Annotated in this window: 15 protein-coding genes; 9 read left to right on the forward strand and 6 right to left on the reverse strand. The window is 41.5% G+C overall.

The window, feature by feature from the left end; all coding sequences use genetic code 11:
- Positions 1-65 precede the first annotated feature (65 nt).
- Together VB732_RS23885 and tnpA are read right to left on the reverse strand one after the other, a co-directional pair.
- A complete protein-coding gene (locus tag VB732_RS23885; protein ID WP_323233381.1) occupies positions 66-1,685 on the reverse strand; it encodes a cyclic peptide export ABC transporter in 1,620 nt (539 codons plus the stop codon).
- Between the two features lie 126 nt (positions 1,686-1,811).
- A complete protein-coding gene (gene tnpA, locus VB732_RS23890; RefSeq protein ID WP_323233382.1) occupies positions 1,812-2,234 on the reverse strand; it encodes an IS200/IS605 family transposase in 423 nt (140 codons plus the stop codon).
- Between the two features lie 63 nt (positions 2,235-2,297).
- Between tnpA and VB732_RS23895 the strand changes: the two genes are divergently transcribed.
- Complete coding sequence (locus VB732_RS23895; protein ID WP_323233383.1) at positions 2,298-3,545, forward strand: transposase; 1,248 nt, start codon at positions 2,298-2,300, stop codon at positions 3,543-3,545.
- A 147-nt stretch (positions 3,546-3,692) separates the two neighbouring features.
- Positions 3,693-5,345: a B12-binding domain-containing radical SAM protein gene (locus tag VB732_RS23900; protein WP_323233384.1), complete on the forward strand. Its 1,653-nt coding sequence runs from the start codon at positions 3,693-3,695 to the stop codon at positions 5,343-5,345.
- Positions 5,346-5,573: 228 nt separating this feature from the next.
- Here VB732_RS23900 and VB732_RS23905 read toward each other — a convergent pair whose 3' ends face one another.
- Complete coding sequence (locus VB732_RS23905; RefSeq protein WP_323233385.1) at positions 5,574-5,816, reverse strand: hypothetical protein; 243 nt, start codon at positions 5,814-5,816, stop codon at positions 5,574-5,576.
- Between the two features lie 348 nt (positions 5,817-6,164).
- Here VB732_RS23905 and VB732_RS23910 point away from each other — a divergent pair, with 348 nt between their 5' ends.
- From VB732_RS23910 to VB732_RS23920, 3 genes are all read left to right on the forward strand, one after another.
- A complete protein-coding gene (locus tag VB732_RS23910; RefSeq protein WP_323233386.1) occupies positions 6,165-6,470 on the forward strand; it encodes an SDR family NAD(P)-dependent oxidoreductase in 306 nt (101 codons plus the stop codon).
- 167 nt (positions 6,471-6,637) lie between these two features.
- Positions 6,638-7,462: an MBL fold metallo-hydrolase gene (locus tag VB732_RS23915; protein WP_323233406.1), complete on the forward strand. Its 825-nt coding sequence runs from the start codon at positions 6,638-6,640 to the stop codon at positions 7,460-7,462.
- A 136-nt stretch (positions 7,463-7,598) separates the two neighbouring features.
- The gene (locus VB732_RS23920) at positions 7,599-8,204 is read left to right on the forward strand and encodes a CDP-alcohol phosphatidyltransferase family protein (protein WP_323233387.1); all 606 of its coding nucleotides are present in this window, start codon (positions 7,599-7,601) and stop codon (positions 8,202-8,204) included.
- A gap of 49 nt (positions 8,205-8,253) precedes the next feature.
- On the opposite strand, the gene VB732_RS23925 is transcribed toward VB732_RS23920, so the two are convergent.
- A complete protein-coding gene (locus tag VB732_RS23925; RefSeq protein ID WP_323233388.1) occupies positions 8,254-8,385 on the reverse strand; it encodes a hypothetical protein in 132 nt (43 codons plus the stop codon).
- 292 nt (positions 8,386-8,677) lie between these two features.
- On the opposite strand from VB732_RS23925, the gene VB732_RS23930 reads away from it, so the two are divergent.
- The 4 genes from VB732_RS23930 to VB732_RS23945 all read left to right on the forward strand — a co-directional run bounded on the left by VB732_RS23930 (position 8,678) and on the right by VB732_RS23945 (position 13,872).
- Complete coding sequence (locus VB732_RS23930) at positions 8,678-9,433, forward strand: phosphocholine cytidylyltransferase family protein (protein WP_323233389.1); 756 nt, start codon at positions 8,678-8,680, stop codon at positions 9,431-9,433.
- A gap of 214 nt (positions 9,434-9,647) precedes the next feature.
- Positions 9,648-11,303, forward strand: a complete 1,656-nt coding sequence (gene aepX, locus VB732_RS23935; RefSeq protein WP_323233390.1) for a phosphoenolpyruvate mutase — start codon at positions 9,648-9,650, stop codon at positions 11,301-11,303.
- 402 nt (positions 11,304-11,705) lie between these two features.
- Complete coding sequence (aepY, locus tag VB732_RS23940) at positions 11,706-12,857, forward strand: phosphonopyruvate decarboxylase (RefSeq protein WP_323233391.1); 1,152 nt, start codon at positions 11,706-11,708, stop codon at positions 12,855-12,857.
- 367 nt (positions 12,858-13,224) lie between these two features.
- Positions 13,225-13,872, forward strand: a complete 648-nt coding sequence (locus VB732_RS23945; protein ID WP_323233392.1) for an MOSC domain-containing protein — start codon at positions 13,225-13,227, stop codon at positions 13,870-13,872.
- Between the two features lie 71 nt (positions 13,873-13,943).
- On the opposite strand, the gene VB732_RS23950 is transcribed toward VB732_RS23945, so the two are convergent.
- Positions 13,944-14,849, reverse strand: coding sequence for a bestrophin family protein (locus tag VB732_RS23950; RefSeq protein ID WP_323233393.1), 906 nt, complete (start codon positions 14,847-14,849; stop codon positions 13,944-13,946).
- A 466-nt stretch (positions 14,850-15,315) separates the two neighbouring features.
- On the reverse strand, positions 15,316-15,714 hold the full coding sequence (locus tag VB732_RS23955) for a VOC family protein (RefSeq protein ID WP_323233394.1): 399 nt from the start codon (positions 15,712-15,714) through the stop codon (positions 15,316-15,318).
- Positions 15,715-16,540 lie beyond the last annotated feature (826 nt).

The raw sequence follows: 16,540 nt of genomic DNA on the forward strand, positions 1-16,540 counted from the left end.
CGGTAATTTATTCAATTCCCTAGTTTTTATAGTTGGTATGAAAAGTCATGGTTAAAACCCTTGGGCTAAGTTTTGTCCGATTCTATTTGCCCATAGTCAAGTTTGATAATTCGGTTGGCTAAATGGAAATAGCGATCGTCATGGCTAATCACCAGTATTGTTTTGCCCCGCGATCGCAGTTCTGGTAGTAGCTGAGTGTAAAATATTTCTTTGAATACTGGATCTTGATCGGCTGCCCACTCATCAAATAGGTAAATTGGTCGATCTTCCAAGTAGGCTGTCAGCAAAGCCAGTCGTTTCCGTTGTCCTTGAGAAAGTGCTGTGGTGGAAAGTTGCCCATTTTCAACTTTCACTTTATGTTCTAGTTGCAGTTGTTTTAAATATTTTTTGGCTTGAGAATCCAAGTCAGTGTTTTTTAATCCCAGAAGTTCTTCAAATAAATAAAAGTCGGAAAATACCACGGAAAAATGCTGACGATACCATTCTCGATTCTGTTCGCTAATTAACTCATTATCAAACCAGATTTCGCCATTATCAGGGATATAAAGTCCAGTAATTAGTTTAGCTAATGTAGATTTTCCGCTACCATTACCGCCAACAATAAAGACTAATTCTTCAGGATACAGCGTCAAATCGATAGGGCCAAAAGTAAAGCTATTATCTTCTTGATCTGTGTAATAAGTGTGGGTAACACCTTTAAACTTTAAACTGTGCCAGTCAGATTTCAGAGCAGGTGGAACAGTCGATATTTCAGTTCGACTAGCTAGAGATAAACCTAATGACTCGATTTTTTGCAAGGCAATACTAGCTTTGCTTAATAGGGGAAGTTTGCTGACGATGTTATCCATTGGTAACACCAAGTAAGTGAAGGTCAAAATATAGCCAGAGCGAGTTTCGGAATTGACGGTAAGCAGATTTGGTAGGGCGAAAAGTACAAAACCAAGAGCAAAAAAGAAGATGAGTTGACCCCAGCTTGAAGTTGTAGCAAAAAGGGTCAATCCATTAACATTGTGATGACGAAATTCGTTAGCGGTTGATTGCAGTTTTTCTTCTAAAAAGTCTTCACGTCGCCGATAATTTAGTTTGAGTTCCTTGACTCCTTCGGTAATGGTGCGAAAATGTTTAAATAGCTGATCTTCATCTTCACGAGCTAAGGACAGCAATTTACTTCCCCTGTTGAGTAGCCACTGACAACTAGCGATCGCAACTACTGAAATTCCACATACCATCACCAGTACTAACCAAGACAGCCAAGTTATGTACGCTATACAACCCAGGACGATCGCTAAATTAATAAAAATGAAAGGCATCTGATAAACAGCATTGGCAACCGCCTGAATATCTTCTGTGAGAGTTGCCAATAATCGAGGATTTCCTAAGCGTTCTAGATGACTCAACTCAGAAGCGAGAATCTGGCGACTCAAACGCATCCGTAATTGCAAAACTGCATTCTGAGAAAGACGAATCAGCATCACTTGAGAAACGATACTGGTAATCAGTGCAACGATCGCTAGTCCCGCAAAACCCCAAGTTATCGATGTCAGCCGAGAAGCGTCACTGCTACTTGCAGCATGGCTAATTAAGGCAATCAAGCCAGCACTACTACCGCCACTTAGGAATCCGGTAGCGATCGCGATCGCTACCATTCCCCACGAAGAACGCAAAAGAAAGTAAATCAAATTCATGGCAGTGGCTTGCAAACTAATTCAGTTCGCCCTTCTAGGAGAAATTTTATCTCAATTCGCGGAAAACCCCATCCGTCTACACGGAGGGGATGGATAGCGGTCTGCGGAGCGGAGCGCAGTAAACAATCATTCTTTCCCGCCTGATTGTTCTTTAATATAATCTTTAACTATTTCCAATGGCGCTCCGCCACATGAAACCACGCATTTAGAATCATGCCATAGTTTAACTTTCTCACCCCAGTAAAACTTACCTATTTCTGATTTGTACTGTTGCCTTAAAATCCTGCTAGAAGAAGACTTAAGCGAAGCCATTAAATCAGAAATATTGTTGTCTGGGTGTAGGTTAATCAGTAGATGTACATGATCGGGTTCTCCGTTAAATTCCTCAAGAATGCACTGATTAGCAGTTAATACCCGCACAAAAATAGGCTCCATGTCTGCAAGCATGGCTTTTGTAAAAACTAACCTACGAAACTTAGTGATAAAAACCATGTGTAAATGAATGTCAAAAACTACGTGCGCTCCTTTCCTCAAACTACTTCTACTCACTTCGAGTCAATCCTAAAATCTATGCTATACTCTTAAAAATAACACAACTAGACGATTCGACTGATGTTATATGGTTGCCAGCAAATACTATTAAATCCTGACAATAATCTAAAGGCAATTTTAGAGTTTTTGTGTGGTGAAGCAACAAAACTCTCTAATTGCGGAACGTATTATGCGCGTCAACTCTACTTTAAAACGGGTAAAATTCCTAGCAAATTTTATTTAAATAATGAACTTGCTGATAATATTCATTTTGCAGCAATGTACTCTCAAGCAGCACAACAATGTTTGATGAGTGTAGCAGAGTCATTTAAATCATTTGTGGGGCTACTTAAAGGAATAAAAAATGGGACTGTAACGCAAAAACCTAAACTTCCAGGATATCGAAATGGTGGATTAAGTTTAGTAACATATCCGGCTCAAGCTATAAAACCGAAGCCGCAAGGTTTGCGATTTCCATTGGGCAGCAAGATAAAAACATGGTTTGGTTTGGCAGAATTTTACTTACCAATGCCATCTAATCTTGACCACAAACAAATTAGAGAGTATCGAATTCTTCCTAGAAATGGCGAATTCTATTTGGAACTTGTTTACAAACTCTCAACCATTCAATCTGATGTAGATTTTAACAAAGCCATTGGCATAGATCCAGGACTTAATAATTGGCTAACCTGTGTAAGCAATGTTGGTACATCTTTGATTGTTGATGGCTTGCAACTCAAAAGTCTGAACCAGTGGTATAACAAACGAGTGTCTGTCCTTAAAGAGAATCAGCCACAAGGTTTTTGGTCTAAACAGTTAGCTCTCATCACCGAGAAACGCAACAGGCAAGTTAGGGATGCAGTCAATAAAGCTGCACGACTGATTTTAAATCACTGCCTTGAAAACAAAATAGGAACAATCGTTTTCGGATGGAATGAAGGTCAGCGCCAAAATATTAATCTTGGCAGCAAGACTAATCAAAAGTTTGTGCAAATTCCTACTGCTAGGTTGAAAGATAGAATCGCTCAACTATGTCAACAATACGGATTAAGGTTTGAGGAAACTGAAGAAAGTTACACCAGCAAGGCGAGTTTTTTAGACTCTGATTTGCTACCTACATTCGGCGCAAAACTTGAAGGGTGGCAAGAGTCTGGTAAGCGAGTTAAGCGTGGTCTGTATCAATTGGCAAATGGTACAAAAATAAATGCTGACTGCAACGGCGCAGCAAATATTTTAAGAAAAGTAGCGGTGAAGCTTGGGCTAGACTTAAGCAGAATCAGTAGCGGCGATTTGATAGCGCCTTTAAGAATCCGGTTCTGGATTTCTTAAGAATCCCCATCCGCCTATGCGGTGGGGAGTATCAAATCTTAACAGTTAAAAACTTCTGAAAGATCACGGTAAGCTAGTTTGGATTACAGCTGATTATGTCAATAGATTGTCAAATTAGCTGTTCAGTCTTCTGGGGTGAAATTTGCGATGACCGTAAATCTGAAGTCTTTAGATAACCCAACTGATATAGCGGCCGATTCAAAAACCGCTCCTACCACTAAGAGAACCAGCTACGTTCCCTCGAACCATCGACGCATTCTTTGTATTTTTCCTAAGTACAGCCGCTCTTTTGGTACTTTTCATCATGCCTACCCACTGATGGGTAATGTCCGCGCTTTTATGCCACCCCAAGGTATTTTAATTGTGGCTGCCTACTTACCTCAAAAATGGGAAGTCCGGTTTATTGATGAGAATGTGAAATCAGCAACCAGAAGTGATTATCAATGGGCTGATGTGGTAATTGTAAGTGGAATGCATATCCAAAAACCACAGATTAATCAAATTAATGAACTAGCCCATCGAGCGGGTAAAATTACAGTTGTAGGTGGCCCCTCGGTATCTGGGTGTCCAGAATATTATCCTGAATTTGATATTTTACATTTGGGTGAATTGGGAGATGCTAGCGATCGCATGATCGAGTATCTAGACCAAAATCTGGAACGTCCTCAAGCGCAAATTCGCTTTGAAACCAAGGAACGTTTGCCCTTAACAGAGTTTCCCACCCCAGCTTATCATTTGCTGAATATCAATGATTATTTCCTGGCAAATGTGCAGTTTTCTAGTGGTTGCCCTTATCACTGCGAGTTTTGTGATATTCCCGAACTCTATGGCAACAGTCCCCGAATGAAAACACCAGAGCAAGTAGTTGCAGAGTTAGATGCAATGCGACAATCTGGCAATTTGGGGGCAGTGTATTTTGTCGATGATAACTTTGTTGGCGATCGCCGCGCTGCCATGAGGTTACTTCCTCATTTGATTGACTGGCAAAAACGCAATGGCTACCCAATCCAGTTTGCCTGTGAAGCAACTCTCAACTTGGCTCAAAGTCCCAAGCTGCTGGAAATGATGCGCGAAGCTTATTTCTGCACAATCTTTTGTGGGATCGAAACACCTGAACCAAATGCTCTCCACGCGATTTCCAAAGACCAAAATCTGAGTATGCCAATCTTAAAAGCGATTCAGGTTTTAAATAGTTATGGTATGGAAGTCGTATCAGGAATCATCATTGGGTTAGATACAGATACACCAGAAACCGCAGACCGAATTATCGAATTTATGCGGGCCTCCCAAATTCCCATGTTGACAATTAACTTGCTTCATGCATTGCCGAGAACTCCATTATGGCGGAGGTTAGAAGCAGAAGGACGACTTCTCTTTGATGAAAGCCGCGAATCAAATGTTGAGTTTTTGATGCCCTACGAACAAGTTATTGAAATGTGGCGGCGCTGCATCACAACTGCTTATGAGCCAGAATTTTTATATGAGCGGTTTGCCTACAACATGAAACACACTTATCCAAACCGCATCGAAGTACCTAACAGTCCATCTCGCACTTCTGCGGCTAATATTCGTAAAGGTTTAACTTATTTAGCTAATATTTTGTTGCGGATAGGCATATTTAGTAACTATCGTCAGACTTTTTGGAAAATGGCCAAGCCAGCATTGAAAGCAGGCAATATTGAAAACTTAATTCACGTGGGGCTTGTGGGACATCATTTGATTAAGTTTGCCCAAGATTGTGCAAAGAACGAAGAATCAGCTTCGTTTTATTCGCAAAAAATCCTCACCAAAGTTTCGTAGTTAACTATAGCGGTTCTCATACCATTTCTTTGTGAGGCTGCGCCAAACCCTTTTAACTTCTTTCTTTGTGTCCTTTGCGTCCTTTGCGTCCTTTGCGGTTCGTTTTTCTTTCTTTTACTTATGGTTTAGCGCATCTTCGTACAGAATTAGTATCAATTGCGTGAAATACAGACCTAACCCCCAGCCCCTTCCCTCTCTTCTCTACGCTACAGTGTACACACAAGTTTTTTAAAGTTGCTGCGTAACGTGGGGTGAGTTAATTTTTGTAGGTCGATGCAACAAAGGTGCAGGTCGATACAACAAACGTGCGGGTCGATGCAACAAACGTGCGAGTCGATGCAACAAACGTGCGAATCGATGCAACAAACGTGCGAGTCGATGCAACAAAGGTGCAGGTCGATGCAACAAAGGTGCAGGTCGATGCAACAAAGGTGCGAATCGATGCAACAAACGTGCAAATCGATGCAACAAACGTGCAAATCAAAAGACTTGTGTGTACACCGTAGCTCCTTTTAGGCGAGAGGTCAAAATCTATTGCTTCCATTCCAGAAGCGCTATATTTAACATTGCGATGTGACTCTTACTACTTAATCCTTTAAAATGGCAGGTTTGCCGGAGGTAGAAATCAAATACAGAACTTTATAAAAGTAACCTAAAAGACACAGCAGTGATATTTCCTGGGAAAGACGTAACCACGCTGCTACCTGCCTAACATTGTAAGGGTTGAAAGCCTACAGTCCACGTGAAACTATTTGGTAGCAAGAGAAGCAAGCCATAGTAAGCGAGTGTGGAGTAGGTATATAGGAGTTTTATAGAGTTATGAACAGTTCGTTGACTCGACCCTTAGCGATCGTCACAGGCGCTTCCAACGGCATCGGTTATGAACTTGCTAAACAGTTTGCCCAAAATGGCTTTGATCTTTTAGTCACAGCAACAGGATCAAGCATCAACGAAGCGGCTGAGGTCGCCAAGCAAGGTTTTGAAGCTTTGATGGCAGGCAAAGATCACATCATCGCTGGTTCCCTCAAAACGAAGCTTCTGGCGAATGTTAGTAAGGTTTTACCTGATACAGTCAGTGCTGAACAGCACCGCAAACTCAGTGAGCCGGAGTCAGGCAACAACTAATTTGCACCTAATCAAGCGAATATGCTCAGTTAGCAATCATTTTAAGCGGGGTGCGATCGCTTGGGCTAACGGTATCAGCAAAGTTAATCGCGTAGTCGGCAACCTCACATATTTGTCGAAGTCCTAACGGAGGATTCATGCAAATTCATCATCTCAATTGCGGCTGTATGTGCCCAATTGGTGGTTCCCTCTTTGATGGCTTCAGTCGCGGCTTGAAGGCTCACCTCGTCTGTCACTGTTTGCTCATCGAGACAGAGCAAGGACTTGTTCTGATTGATACCGGCTTTGGACTGCGTGATATCAAGTCGCCTTACTCCCGTCTCAGCCCATTTTTCATTCATTTCAACGGCATCCAGTTTGATAAAAAATACACCGCACTCGATCAAATTGAGCGGCTGGGATTTTCGGCGCGAGATGTGCGTCATATTATACTGACTCACCTTGATTTCGATCATGCCGGTGGTCTGGAAGATTTCCCGGAAGCAACCGTGCATGTAATGCAGAGTGAGATTGAAACCGCGCAAGATCGGCATGGCTTCATCGCCAAGGGGCGCTATCGTCCAGAACAGTGGGACGAGGTTAAACACTGGAAGCACTATTCGGCGGGAGGTGAACCTTGGTTTGGCTTTGAGGCAGTACGTAATCTCGATGGATTGCCACCGGAGATTCTCCTCATTCCCCTTGCTGGTCACACGCGGGGTCATGCTGGCATCGCCATTGATACACCGGAGGGTTGGCTTCTACATGCAGGTGACGCTTACTTTTATCGGCACGAGATGGACTCTAAAGGAAGCTGCACGCCAGGTTTGCGTGCCTACCAATGGATGATGGAGGTGGATCGCAAGGCTCGGTTACTCAATCAAGATCGGTTACGTGCCTTATCAAGCGATCGCAATCAGAATGTGCGCCTCTTCTGTAGCCACGATGCAATCGAGTTCAAAGCCTTTACTGAACAATCTAGTGGCTCTCAAAACTATACATTTCATCGTTGAAGAGTTTCGCAAAACGGACAATAGTGCTTCCTACTTCCCAATTAGTTCTCTGAAATAAAAATCTATTACCTTAGACAGGTGTGGTAATTTACAGTCTTGGTGATATTCAAATACCACATTAAATCCAAGTTCATCTATGACCACAAAGCCTTGGGATGCTCAACTTGCTTACTGGCTAGTTAAACCGCTAAAAAACAGTTGGGTAAACCCCAATCATCTTACCACAGTACGACTTTTAACCGGATTGGCGGCGGCTGTAGCCATTGCGATTGGCGATGTCATTTGGGCTAACATTGGGGCTTGGCTGTTTGCTTTATCCAACTTTCTAGATCACACAGACGGGGAATTAGCTCGTTTAAGTGGAAAAAGCAGCAAATGGGGACATCAGTACGATCTTGCTAGTGACGCGATTATCCACATTGTTTTGTTTGTGTGTATTGGATATGGTCTTAGAGAGGGAAAATTCGGTTGGTGGGCATTGCTGATGGGGATTGCATCTGGTGTGTCTGTAGCTTGCATATTTCATTTACGAAACCTAATGGAACAGCGTTTAGGTAAAGATGCCAGCCGTCAACCAAATTTCGCCGGCTTTGACATTGAAGACGTGCTGTATTTGTTTCCCATAGTTACTTTACTGAATGGATTAGAGCCGTTACTAATAGCAGCTACAATTGGAGCGCCAACCTTTGCTTTATGGGTAATTTGGCAATTTTTCACACTCCCACAGTCTGAATCGAACTGACTCTAAAGTACGCCACCGACACCCGTATGGCTATGGTAAAACGTGCCTTCTACTTGTATTCTCCAATTACCTCGATTTTACCCACGATGTTACTATTTAACTCTTCGAGTTCTTCAGCAGGAATCCACCATTCTGTATGATCCGGGCCAGTGGGACGATACAGAGTTACTGTTTCTTCCATGTTAAGAATTAATTAACAAATATTGTCTTGAGCAAAAAACAGTCATCATAAAATACTGGGGAATTTTCCAGATTTATCGAATGGAATTCGGGAGTCAGGAGTCAGAATTCAGCAATGAATTCTTTGCGAGTGGCGGATGAATAACCGGGTTTAAGACCCCCACCAAATCTACGATTTGGTGGTGCAACAATTCCTGCGTCGGTCTGAATCCCCGACTGATTGATTCTGACTCCTGAATTCTGAATTCTGAATTCTTCTTCAATGGTATTTTAGCTTTGTTGGTGACTTGACGATGAAGGCAATTATATTAGCTGCTGGCGTTGGCCGACGCTTAGGTAAAGATGGACAAAATCAACCCAAATGCTTACTTAAATTTAACGGAAAATCCCTATTAGAGCGCCATTTGAACAATCTCCATCATTGCCAGATTGACGAGTTGGTAATTGCTGTAGGTTATCAATCACAAAAAATTCAAGAGGAAATCAAAGCATTAGGAGCCGAAAATTGGGTTAGTACAGTTTATAATCCTGACTACACCAAAGGCAGTGTAATTAGCCTTTGGGCTGTACGTCAGCATTTAGCTGCTGGCGATGACATATTATTAATGGATGCAGATGTATTGTGCGATCGCCGCATCATCGAACGGCTAGTAAATACAAATGTCCCTAACAGCTTCTTGCTAGATCGGGATTTTGAACCGGGAGATGAACCCGTGAAGCTTTGCGTGAGAGATAATTATCTAGTGGAGTTTCGCAAACAATTAGCCCTTGGTTTGACTTATGATTTTGCAGGCGAGTCAGTGGGCTTCTTTCGTTTTGGAAGTGCTGTTGCTCAACGTCTTGCAACCCTCACAGAACAGTATGTTGCAGACGGACGGGAAAATGAACCTTATGAAGAATCAATTCGGGATCTATTATTAGAAACTCCAAAAACGTTTGGTTACGAAGACATCACTGGATTACCTTGGCTTGAAATCGATTTTCCCCAAGATATTGAGCGTGCCCAAAATAATATTTTACCTCAGATAGAAGTTACAGAAAATGTCTGAAAATATCTTAAAAGAGAATTCAGGAGTCAGGAGTCAGAATTCAGTATGGATTTTGTGCTACTAGGGGATGAATGTCAGGGTTTATAACCTTCAATAAATATCCGATTTAGTGGTCAATAAGATAGTGGCAGATTTTAATATTCCACTATTTTATTGATTCTGACTTCTGACTTCTGAATTCTTATTTTTATCTAAATTAAAAAAAGCAGAATAGATGCATAAAATATTTGCGCCCATTGACACCACTGCAAAATTAAATAAGTGTGCCCAATTGCGGCTATTACTAGAATCGCCTCAACTCGATTTCATTATGGAAGCTCACAATGGAATTAGCGCCCGCATTGTGGAAGAAGCTGGATTTAAAGGGATTTGGGCCAGTGGATTAGCCATTTCTGCTCAATATGGCGTTCGAGATAATAATGAAGCCAGTTGGACTCAAATTGTAGAAATGTTAGAGTTCATGTCTGATGTCACCAGCATCCCCATCTTATTAGACGGCGATACAGGTTATGGCAACTTTAATAACATGCGTCGCCTGGTTAAGAAGTTAGAACAGCGCGATATTGCTGGAGTTTGTATTGAAGATAAACTGTTTCCCAAAACCAACAGCTTTATCAACGGTAGTCGCCAAGCTTTAGCTGATATTGATGAATTCTGCGGCAAAATTAAGGCAGGTAAAGACAGTCAGACAGACCCAGATTTTTGCATTGTCGCCCGACTAGAAGCTTTGATTGCCGGTTGGGATCTTTCGGAAGCATTGCGCCGAGCCGAAGCTTACCACGCCGCCGGAGCAACCGCGATCTTGATCCACAGTAAATCATCTCGTCCTGACCAAGTGCTAGCCTTTGCTAAAGAGTGGGCGGGTCGTTCCCCACTGGTGATGATACCAACTAAATATTACAGCACGCCTACTGATGTTTTTCGCAAAGCTGAAGTTAATTTGGTCATCTGGGCAAATCATCTGATTCGAGCGGCTGTTGCTAGTATGCAAGCGATCGCACACGAAGTCAAAGCTAGTGAAACTTTAATCAACATTGAGGATGAGATTGCACCTGTAAAAGAAATTTTCCGGCTACAGGGTGCTGATGAACTCATAGAAGCCGAAAAACGCTACTTCAACAACGGACGAAATGATATCCAAGCGATCGTTTTGGCTGCTAGCAGAGGCCAAGAGTTAGCAGGGTTGACACAAGATAAACCAAAAGTCATGTTACCCCTTGGAGGTAAACCCCTACTCAGGTTGTTGGTGGATAAATTTAAGAAACTTGCCATCAACGATATTACAGTTGTCGCAGGGTACAAAGCAGAAACTATAGATGTTGTGGGCGCTAAAGTCATCCGCAACCCAGATTATGAAACAACGGGAGAATTAGCCTCCTTAGCCGTAGCTCAAAGTAGCTTCGGCGAAGAAATGCTGGTGCTTTACGGGGATTTACTCTTTAGAAGCTACATCTTGCGGGATTTATTAGAATGTCCCGGAGAAATTGTAGCTGTAGTTGATTCTGTAGCGAACAACAAATCTGTTAGCGGTTCACCTGACTACGCCTATTGCTCAATTCCAGACGATCTTTCTTTGTTTGGACAAGATGTTAACTTGTTGGACATCTCTAAAACAAAACAAACGCAATTGGGGAAATCTAGCGGACGCTGGATTGGGATGTTGCGTCTGCGGAGTCAAGGTAGAGACTGGGTGAGCGAAGCACTTAATGAGTTGAAAAAACGGCCAGAATTCAATAGTTTGGGTTTGCCAGAATTATGCAATTATTTAATCGAGCAAGGAAAACCGATTAAAGTGCTTTATATTCGTGGTAACTGGTTAGATGTTAACTCTTTAGACGATCTTGACCTTGCTTTTCAATTGAAACAATAGGGAATGGGGAATGGAAAATTAAAGTTTTAAGTTCAGAAGGTGAAGTTCCGAGTTCAGAGGTCGGAGTTCCGAGTTCAGAGGTCGAAGTTCCGAGTTCAAAGCCTAAAGTTTTGAGTTCAGAGGTCAAAGTTTCGAGTTCTGAGGTCGGAGTTCCGAGTTCAGAGGTCGAAGTTCCGAGTTCAAAGCCTGAAGTTTTGAGTTCAGAGGTCGAAGTTCCGAGTTCAGAGGTCGAAGTTCCGAGTTCAAAGGTTGAAGTTCCGAGTTCAAAGCCTGAAGTTCCGAGTTCAGAGGTCGAAGTTCCGAGTTCTGAAGCTCAAGTAATCATCTTTCCACTCAACTCCCCAGTCCCCAATCCCCCTTCCCCACTCCCTACTCCCCACTCCCCACTCCCCACTTTGAATTATGATCCAGGCAGAGGAATTTGTAGAAGCGGCGCGTAATCTTGGCTTTGGGTGGTACACTGGCGTACCGTGTTCTTTTCTCACGCCTTTTATTAACTACGTTATCAATGACGTTCAACTTAGATATATCTGTGCAGCTAATGAGGGAGATGCTGTAGCGATCGCAGCTGGAGCCGCAATTACTGGGAAACCAGCTGTGGTGATGATGCAAAACTCTGGTTTGGGAAATGCAATTAACCCGCTAACTTCCCTCGCTTATATATTTCGGATTCCATTGTTGCTGATTTGTACCCTACGGGGCGATCGCAATTTGCAAGATGAACCGCAACATGAATTAATGGGGCAAATCACAGATAAATTGCTGGAAACCATGACTGTACCTTGGGAATATTTTCCTACAGATGCAGCAGAAATAGAGCCAGTTCTCCAAAGAGCCACAGCTTACATGCAACAAGAGCGCCGCCCTTATGCTCTAATTATGCGTAAAGGCTCAATATCTCCCCATGCCCTCACCCGTTCTTCCATCCCCCAACGAGAAGATAGTAGCGCTCATGTTCACCAAAGCTTTTTTCAAGATAATCGTGTTTCCCGCAGCGAAGCACTAGCGCGGATTGTAGAACTCATTGATGCAGAAAACACTGTCATAATTGCCACAACTGGTTACACGGGACGCGAACTCTTCGCCAGTAAAGATAGTGCCAATCATCTTTACATGGTTGGGTCGATGGGCTGCGCTTCCTCAATGGGATTGGGGCTATCTTTAGCACGTCCAGACCTCAAAGTTGTAGTGATTGATGGCGATGGTGCAGCGCTGATGCGAATGGGTAATTTTGCGACTATTGGCACTTATGGCGGTGCTAATTTGACCCATATTCTCTTAGATAATGAAGTCCACGATTCCACAGGCGCACAAGCCACCGTTTCTGCGGGTATCTCCTTTGCCAAAATTGCCGAAGCGTGCGGCTATGGACTGACATTCGCCGGAGACGATCTAACCCTTTTAGATGCTTTATTTACCGCAGATACTAACACTAGACCAAAATTTGCTCATCTCAAAATCCGTCCCGGAACCTTAGAAAAGCTACCCCGTCCCAACCTCACCCCAGAAGCCGTTTTACAACGCTTTATGAAACATATCGGTTCCCAGCTTTAGCCTTTCTCAATTGCATGAAATACAGAACTAATACCATTTCTTTGTGAAGCTTCACCAAATTTACTTTGCTTCTTCTTTCTTCCTTTCTTTGTGTCCTACCCTACGGGAAGCCGCTCCGCATCTATGCGTCCTTTGCGGTTCGTTCCTCATATCGTTTGGCGCACCTTTATACAGAATTGGTATAACCTCCAGCCCCTTCCCTAATAGCGTTATTTCCAAATATTAAAATCATAAATGCGGTACAAAATTATATTGCGAGGTGTAGGCATTGCCGTGCCCTTACGGATGTACCTCACATAACCGAGAACCGCTATAACTTTATTGCTATAATTATAAATCCAATTTTTGCAACACGATATATTAACTTATGCAAGTTATCTCAGTCAATGTAGGACTTCCCCGCGAAGTATTTTGGAAGGGTAAAACAGTTACAACTGGGATTTTTAAAGAACCAGTTGAGGGACGAGTAATGATGCGATCGCTCAACTTAGATGGCGATAGGCAAGCTGATTTGAACGTCCACGGAGGCAAAAACAAAGCAGTTTATGCTTATCCATTTGAGCATTACGACTATTGGCGGCGCAAGCTACCTGACATAGATTTGCCCTGGGGAATGTTTGGTGAAAACTTTACTACAGTTGGGCTGTTGGAAGATGAGATTAATATTGGCGATCGCTTTCAGATTGGTAGCGCAGAGATAATGGTGACTCAGCCTCGAATGCCTTGTTATAAACTGGGAATCAAGTTTGGGCGTGCCGATATAGTTAAACAGTTTTTAGATAGTCGCCTAACAGGGTTCTACTTTTCAGTGCTACAGGAGGGGAAAATAGGAAAAGGTGATACTTTGGAGTTAATTAGTCGAGACTCAAACAATGTCACAATTGCTGATATTACCCGATTGTATGCACACGAAACAGAAGACCTAGAACTGTTACACCGCGTCATACAAGTTGCGGCTTTACCAGTAGATTGGCGAGATTATTTCCAGCAAAAAATCGAAAAGCTAAACAGATGAATTTCATCAATTTTAGAATTCGTCAGAAAACGATCTAATTGTTTGTTTTAGAAATAGTCTCAACTTTTTTCCTAAGTCAAGTTACCTCGCTGCGATCGCGCATTTGGAGTCAGAGTAATTAAATCGTCTATATTACGTTTCATTGTGGCGCAAATCGTATCTAGAGGTAAGTCGTTAGGGTCATAACCAAAGGGGTTTTCTATCTCCAAACCGATTGCTTCAATTCCAAACAATGTAAAACCAACTAAAGCCGAAATCAAACCTGTCCACCAACCCAAAGTTGCCACTATTTGAAAGGGTAGCAGTAAACAATATAGTAACAATAATTGCTTAAGATGGATGGCATAGGCTAATGGCATAGGTGTTTTTAAGATTCGTTCACAAGCACCTAAATTATCTACAAGATTGTTTAATAATTCTTGCATAGATGTTAGTTGGTAACTATTAAGGCAATTGCGATGATATTGCTCCTGTAAATAATCTCCTATCCAAAAGGCAACCTCTATAGGAGGATTATTCATAATCTTCAGTTTTATATACTTACTAGATGGCATTAAATCTTCTAGCTCGCTATTAACTACTTCTCCGCGCAAATGTAATTTAGTTGTCACAGCAAAAGCTACTAATAAATTTAATGCTATAATTTTATCTTGTTTATCTTCTGGAGATATTTCGTCAATCGATACCCAAATTTGTCGAGCCAGATTTCGGATGTTATTTACTAGAGAACCCCAGCATTTTCTCCCTTCCCAAAATCGCTCATAAGCAGTATTTGTGCGGAATACAAGTAATAAACCTAAAACAATACTAGGAATAACATTTCCCAAAGCGGGTTGGGATACACGCATTTCAAAATGGTAGAGTATCGAGATAAAAAGTCCGAAAGCTCCGCACCATAATACATGCTTGTAAATTGCTTTAATGACCGAACCTTTAAGTTGCAACGTTGTACCTAGCCATGTAATTTTGGCTGTCATGCAGTTACTCCAAGAGAATATTTAGCGAATCGATAGATTAAATATCGATACTTTAAAATAATAACTATATAAATAGCGCAATTGGCAAATAAGATATTTTAAAAAGTAATCTTGCTAAAAAACATTATAAATCGGCAACGATGATTGTACTCTAGGTTATGTTATACAATATCAAGTCCGGTCAAATATCTATTGTTAAAAGTAATGCAAATAATTTTTTGTCAGTAATTAAGCGATGCCTACGGCTGGCTACGCCTACGCAGCTAATTGTAAATAAATGTAAATATTTCTCGTTGCCTGCATAAACCCTGCCCTTTACTGCGATAAATCAATAGAAGAAAAGGTACATGGTTCAGGGTAATGGTCATACACCATTAGTCAGTGTCATATACCCCAGTAAATCAAAAAGTTCTAATCTGTACAAATCCTGCCCTGTTAATTGAATGTTTAGACATAACTAATTTAGTTATGTCTTTTTTTTGTGGTTAGTCTCAAAACGTTGAATTTCAATCAAATAACCACTGGGATCGCGGAAAAAACAGTGGTAAATGTTGTACTTTTCATTTAGTGTAGGTGGTTTTTCAAATTTGACACTACGTTCTTTAAGATATTCAAACCACTCATCCACCTGCTGCGTTACCAGCGTGAAAATTACACTTGATTGCTTGTCGCCCGGAGAAGCCGATGTTTCGCTTGCTTGGCAAAATCCTAAGTATCCAGAGTTACTGACAGTATAGATTCGACAGGCTCCTTGGTCAAGCCATAACTCCAAGCCCAGCATTTGTTCGTAGAATTCTGTAGAGGCATTGAGATTATGGGTGTAAAAGAAGGTAATTTGCTGTTCGATTTGCGGATGAGTAGACATAAATACATTTGAGTATATACCCCAACGACATTTAGCGATCGCATGAGTCAAAATTAGTTGATGTTAGAAACCTGTTACTACTCCAGATGCACTTAAGGCATTCTGGAGTTTCTTTTTGGAAAAAGCCATAAAAATTTTCCCAATCATCCTGATATGGCAAAACATGGCTGAATAAGGATGCATACAGAATTATCTATATTTAACATAGGGCATCACTTTGTTGATGTACCCCCTCCTACCAAACAACTCTCGTAAAGCAGCCTCAGATTAACTGAGGCTGTTTTGCGTGACTTTAATAGGACTTACGCAAAATATCTTCCAAACTCTCATTTCTCTGTAAAGTATTTTGCTGTGACTTTAGGCACTTTTAGATCCCCCCTAACCCTCCTTAAAAAGGGGAAGAATCAAAGTCTCCCTTTTTAAGGAAGATTTAGAGGGATCTAAAGCTTTTGATACCGACAAGAGAACTTTTCAAACATCCCCTTAGACATCCTTAACTATATTTGAGTGTATACCCTGATGACGTAGGATGCTCTGACGGTGAAAATTTGGTATAGGTAAATGCGTATCTTTCCTGACTCCAGATTTGTCAAAAACATTTCTGGAGTTTTTTAATTAAAGAGGAGCGATCGCTCTTGAATAAAATAATTATAAACACACACGCTATAAAAGACGAGTTCTAATCGGTATTAATAGTTAATTTATCTCTAAATGCATAGATAATTTAATATTAAAAATCCTCCAAATAGTAGTAATAGTCTATTTTTTTTAGTTTTAGTATACAAATACGGCTAAACAATTGTTTTTGTCTTCATATTGCTAATTA

This window comes from Nostoc sp. UHCC 0252, from assembly GCF_034931145.1.
Classification (GTDB): Bacteria; Cyanobacteriota; Cyanobacteriia; order Cyanobacteriales; family Nostocaceae; genus Nostoc.

Excerpts from the sequence above, each read along its gene's own strand:
- VB732_RS23885 (WP_323233381.1), bottom strand. The coding sequence starts at position 1,685 with ATGAATTTGATTTACTTTCTTTTGCGTTCTTCGTGGGGAATGGTAGCG.
- VB732_RS23895 (WP_323233383.1), top strand. The coding sequence starts at position 2,298 with ATGTTATATGGTTGCCAGCAAATACTATTAAATCCTGACAATAATCTA.
- VB732_RS23900 (WP_323233384.1), top strand. The coding sequence starts at position 3,693 with ATGACCGTAAATCTGAAGTCTTTAGATAACCCAACTGATATAGCGGCC.
- VB732_RS23910 (WP_323233386.1), top strand. The coding sequence starts at position 6,165 with ATGAACAGTTCGTTGACTCGACCCTTAGCGATCGTCACAGGCGCTTCC.
- VB732_RS23915 (WP_323233406.1), top strand. The coding sequence starts at position 6,638 with ATGTGCCCAATTGGTGGTTCCCTCTTTGATGGCTTCAGTCGCGGCTTG.
- VB732_RS23920 (WP_323233387.1), top strand. The coding sequence starts at position 7,599 with ATGACCACAAAGCCTTGGGATGCTCAACTTGCTTACTGGCTAGTTAAA.
- VB732_RS23925 (WP_323233388.1), bottom strand. The coding sequence starts at position 8,385 with ATGGAAGAAACAGTAACTCTGTATCGTCCCACTGGCCCGGATCATACA.
- VB732_RS23930 (WP_323233389.1), top strand. The coding sequence starts at position 8,678 with ATGAAGGCAATTATATTAGCTGCTGGCGTTGGCCGACGCTTAGGTAAA.
- aepX (WP_323233390.1), top strand. The coding sequence starts at position 9,648 with ATGCATAAAATATTTGCGCCCATTGACACCACTGCAAAATTAAATAAG.
- aepY (WP_323233391.1), top strand. The coding sequence starts at position 11,706 with ATGATCCAGGCAGAGGAATTTGTAGAAGCGGCGCGTAATCTTGGCTTT.
- VB732_RS23945 (WP_323233392.1), top strand. The coding sequence starts at position 13,225 with ATGCAAGTTATCTCAGTCAATGTAGGACTTCCCCGCGAAGTATTTTGG.
- VB732_RS23950 (WP_323233393.1), bottom strand. The coding sequence starts at position 14,849 with ATGACAGCCAAAATTACATGGCTAGGTACAACGTTGCAACTTAAAGGT.
- VB732_RS23955 (WP_323233394.1), bottom strand. The coding sequence starts at position 15,714 with ATGTCTACTCATCCGCAAATCGAACAGCAAATTACCTTCTTTTACACC.